The organism is Calditrichota bacterium (assembly GCA_016867835.1).
In the GTDB taxonomy this organism is placed as follows: domain Bacteria; phylum Electryoneota; class AABM5-125-24; order Hatepunaeales; family Hatepunaeaceae; genus VGIQ01.
This window is the reverse complement of sequence record VGIQ01000157.1, coordinates 1-4,701: the sequence shown is the minus strand read 5'-3', so window position 1 is coordinate 4,701 and position 4,701 is coordinate 1. Positions and strand designations below refer to the sequence as shown.

The following is a 4,701-nucleotide window of genomic DNA, read 5'->3' as shown; positions in this document are numbered from 1 at the left end:
GAGGGCGCATCTTCTATCTGAAGGAGAGACCATCGACGTCTCAGACCTCTTCATACCCGAGGCTGAGCACCTCTCGCAGAAACGAAAGACCCTCAAAGATCACGAACGCGACGTCGTCCTGAAGGTGTTGAAGGAGTGCGGCGACAATAAGACCCTCACCGCCGAGCGGCTCGACGTCTCGCTGCGGTGGCTTCACTACAAATTGAACGAGTGGAATCGCGGCAAGGCGACACGGCCCGCTTAGGCCCCTACATTATTGAAACGGAGTTGGCCCAGAGCGGCATCTGCACCGTCTATAAAGCCACCGAACCGAGCCTGGCGCGTCCGGTCCTGGTCAAGAAACTGACCGCCCGCGCGGCTGCCGATCCCGATGTCCGCAAACGTTTTGAACGCGAAGCTCAAGTCTGCGCGCTCGTTAAGCACGAGCACGTTGTCGATATCTACAGTTACGACCCCGACTCCGACGCGCCGATGCTGGCGCTCGAGTATGTCGTAGGGGAGAGTCTGGGCGAACTTGTGCACTCACGAGGGCGGGTGCCGTGGCAGACGGTGCTGGCAATAGCCGCCGGAGTCTTGCGCGGCCTCGATTACGCCCATTCTAAAGGCGTCCTGCACCGCGACATCAAGCCTGACAACATCCTCGTTTCGCATGAGGGACGGGTCAAAATCGCCGATTTCGGCCTGGCGATACATCCTGGCGCTGAGAAAATCACATTGCAGGGCGAACTGGTCGGGACACCGGTCTATATGCCACCGGAACAGATTTCGGGGGGAGACATCGACCGGCGCAGCGATCTCTACTCCCTCGGCGCTTCGCTATATGAAGTCCTGACCGGCGAGCCGCCCTTTAAGGGCGCAAATTTCTCGGAAATCCTTAAGAACATCCTGAATCGCCGTCCCGACCGGCCGGGACTCTTGATCGACGATCTTCCACCCGAAGTCGAACAGATCGTCGTCCGGTTGATGGAGCGTAATCCCAATCAACGCTTTGCCAGTGCCGGACAGGCGCTGCTCGAAGTCGAGCATGTGGCGCAACAATACAATATCCCGCTCGACCGGGAGGCGATTCGTCGCTATATCGGCGTCGCCAGCGAACCGCTTCCGGCTGCCAAACGAAGCCCTTCAACTATCACTCGAATCGACTTGAAGAGGCCGGTTTCACCCTGGTCGATCATTTTGACCGGGGTGGCCGCGATCCTCTTGATGATTCTCTTTGCCATACGCTACAAACCGTCGGACACCCCGATCGGAGGACTTGCCCCGGGACTGTTCCGAGTCATTCCGCATCCGGCAACGAAACAGGAAGAACCGCTCCGTGACACCGCACAGGTCATCGACAACACCCCAATAAATGTCAATACTACAACCGTGAACGGCCCGGCCTCTTCCACTTCGCCACCAGTTGAAGATCGGCCTGTCGTTCGCAGCGAACCGCCTCCAGTAGAGGTGTTGGAGCCGCTTCGCCCTGCTATTTTGTCGCTGACCACCCGGCCTTGGGCCAATGTAACGATCGACAATATACCACGCGGTGCTACGCCGCTTACCGGCAGCCTGCAACTCGACGCCGGGAACCATCAACTGGTGCTCAGCAACCCGGAATTCCCGACTCCGGTGGTGTTGCCGATTCTCCTTGAATCGGGCGAATCGCGACGGCTCGATGTCAACCTCTGGAACTACTTCGGCCAGGTGCAGATTCTGAGCGTCAAGCCGTGGGCTGAGATCGTTATCGACGGCGAAGTATTGGGGCTTACCCCCCGCGCCAAGCCGATCATCCTGCCGTTCGGCAAACACTTGCTCGAACTGCGCAATCCAGCGCACAAGGTCTGGAGGCTCGAATTCACGCTCGCTTCGGGCGATTCTCCGTTGCAGATTACCGCGATGCTGGAACCACTCTGAGGCAGTTTCGCGATAACGGTATTCAGGAATGATGTCGGGGCTACCCCGCCTCTTCTTGCGAAACGTTCTCATGCCGATAACGGATGTGAGAGCCCTTCTCTTCCCGCAGCGCTGTCCGGTCTGCTACGCATCGATGGGGGACTCACTCGGCTGGGCTTGTGGCAACTGTTGGGAGAGCCTTCCGGCAGCCGGTCGGGGCATTTGGAGCGATGAGCCACGACTGAAGTCGGGCGCGCTCGCTGTCTTCCATTACGGCGAGACCGCCCGGCGGATCGTTCATACGATGAAGTTCGGAGGCCGTCCTGACGTCGCTGAGCGGCTCGGGCAGGAAATGGCGCGGAGATTTTCGGAGTGGTTTGAACTGACCAATTATTCTGCTGTCGTCCCGGTGCCGCTACATCCGGCACGGGTTCGGGAACGGGGCTTCGATCAAAGCCTGTTGATGGCGCAAGCCCTCGCAGCGCGTCTTGGGCTGCCGATGAGAACCGATCTAATCGTCCGTATGCGGCACCGGCCACCCCAATCACGGCTCAGTGATGAGGCTCGCCGGCGCAACCTGCGCGAGGCCTATCAGCCGGCTTCGCGCAAGACTCAACCGCCTCCCGACGGCATCGCCCTCGTGATCGACGACGTTATACATACCGGCGCCACGGCGCTCGGAACGCTCGACGCCCTCCGCGAAGCGGGCGTAAGGCAGACCTTCTTCCTCGCCGCTTGTGGTTAGGATGATGTCGTCTGCCACACTAATGAAGAGGATACTACAATGTTCAATAGAATACTGAACCTCTCGCCTGAGGCGAGTGACTGGGGCGGAGGCGACCGTCGCCGCGGCGCTGACCGGCGACTGGTCAACGAGATCAACCGGCTGCATGCCCAGGTCGAACGCCAGGTGCGGCACATGAACCAACTTGCCAAGATCGGCGTGGCGCTCTCCGGCACGCGGGACCTCGATCTGCTGCTCGAGATGATCGTCGATGAGGCTCAGGCATTTGCGCATGCCGACGGTGCAACGCTCTATCTGGTCACCCCGGAACGCGACGCGATCCGCTTCACCATTGCCTACAACCACAAACTGCAGTTGCGCACCGGGGGTGCAACCGGAGCACCGGTCACCTTTCCGCCCATTCCCTTGCAGATCGACGGCCAGCCCAACCGCAATAACGTCAGCGCCTTCGTCGCCAACACTGGCGAACTGATCGATATACCTGACGTCTATCAATCGACAGCGTTCAATTTCGAGGGGACGAAGAAATTCGACGCGGCTTTCGATTACCTGACCAGGTCGATGCTGACGATCCCGATGCGCGACCACGAGGGCGACACCATCGGCGTCCTCCAGTTGATCAACGCCCGTGACGCCGACAGGGACGATCTAATCGCCTTTTCGGACGAGACCCGGGACCTCTCGGCGTCGCTCGCCAGTCAGGCGGCGGTCGCCATTACCAATGCCCGATTGATCAAAGACCTCCAGAACCTCTTCGATTCGTTCATTCAAGCCATTGCTGCCGCGATAGACGAAAAATCGCCCTACACCGGAGGTCATATTTCGCGCGTCGCCAACCTGACGATGGCAATCGCCGGGCGCATCGATGCCACTGGGGAAGGTAGATTCGCCGGGACGCACTTCAACTCCGACGAACTCTACGAACTCCGCCTGGCGGCATGGCTTCACGACACCGGCAAGATCACCACTCCGGAATACGTCATCGACAAGCACACCAAACTCGAGACGATCTTCGACCGGATGGAACTGGTCCGTTTGCGGTTCGAATTGCTGAAGGCCGAAGTTGCACTGAAGATGTTGAATGCGCAGCCTTCGCTTGCGACAGCGGGTGATAATGGGAACTTTGACGACGACAGCAACGGCGCGCTGCCGCCGGAACTAATTGCGGAGCAAATGCGACTTGACGAGGAATTCAAGTTCGTCGCTTCATGCAATGCAACGCAGGAATTCGTCCCTGATACAACCATCGACCACTTGAAGGCGCTCGCAGCACAAACCGTCACCACCGGACAGGGCAGCGAGCCGATCCTGACCCCGGACGAACTCTACAACCTCTCAATTCGTAAGGGGAACTTGACCGTCGAAGAGCGCAAGGTGATCGAAAACCACGCGCTGATGACGATCAAAATACTCGAACGACTTCCCTTCCCGCGCAAGATTAAGAACGTCCCCTACATCGCAGGCGCGCACCACGAGAAACTGAATGGCAAGGGCTATCCGCTCGGGCAATCGGGCGATCAGATCAACCTCCAGGCACGCATCATGGCGCTGGCCGATATCTTCGAGGCGCTCACCGCCAAAGACCGGCCCTATAAACAGCCTAAGAAGATGTCCGAAGTCCTTAAGATACTGAACTTTATGGTTAAGGACCAGGAACTCGACCCCGACGTTGTGCAATTCTTCATTGACCAGAAGATGCATGTCGAATACGCCCGGGAGCATTTAGGTCCCGAGCAGTTGGATGTGGAATGAGTGGGTAAAGGGATAGGGGGGGCGCCGCGTAGAGGCCGAAGCGGCCGTAGGCGCTTCGTGCCCGATAGCAGAGAAGCGGAGCCAGTCCGAATACGCGGGCAAACTATTTTTGGGCGGGCTCGCAAAAACCCTTGACAACTTCCTCTTGCAGCCGTATTTTGTGAAAACCTTGCCTCGGGCTACGGCTCGGGCTACGGCTCGGGCTACGGCTCGGGCTTAAGCAGCCCGGGCACACTATCAATCCAAACTGAATGGAGAATGGTATGAGCCCGAGAACGAATCTGTCGCTGGCAGTGCTGGTGCTGCTGGCGGTCTTCACCCTCTTCGCC

At 58.8% G+C, this 4,701-nt stretch carries 4 protein-coding genes; all 4 read left to right on the top strand.

From position 1 onward, the window contains the following. On the top strand, positions 1-244 hold a 244-nt coding region (locus FJY67_11385), incomplete at its 5' end, for a sigma-54-dependent Fis family transcriptional regulator (GenBank protein ID MBM3330050.1). Beyond that, positions 187-1,896: a hypothetical protein gene (locus tag FJY67_11380; GenBank protein ID MBM3330049.1), complete on the top strand. Its 1,710-nt coding sequence runs from the start codon at positions 187-189 to the stop codon at positions 1,894-1,896. The genes FJY67_11385 and FJY67_11380, both read left to right, overlap by 58 nt. 28 nt (positions 1,897-1,924) lie before the next feature. After that, positions 1,925-2,620, top strand: a complete 696-nt coding sequence (locus tag FJY67_11375; GenBank protein MBM3330048.1) for a ComF family protein — start codon at positions 1,925-1,927, stop codon at positions 2,618-2,620. 39 nt (positions 2,621-2,659) lie between these two features. Continuing rightward, complete coding sequence (locus tag FJY67_11370; GenBank protein MBM3330047.1) at positions 2,660-4,372, top strand: GAF domain-containing protein; 1,713 nt, start codon at positions 2,660-2,662, stop codon at positions 4,370-4,372. Positions 4,373-4,701: the final 329 nt, after the last annotated feature.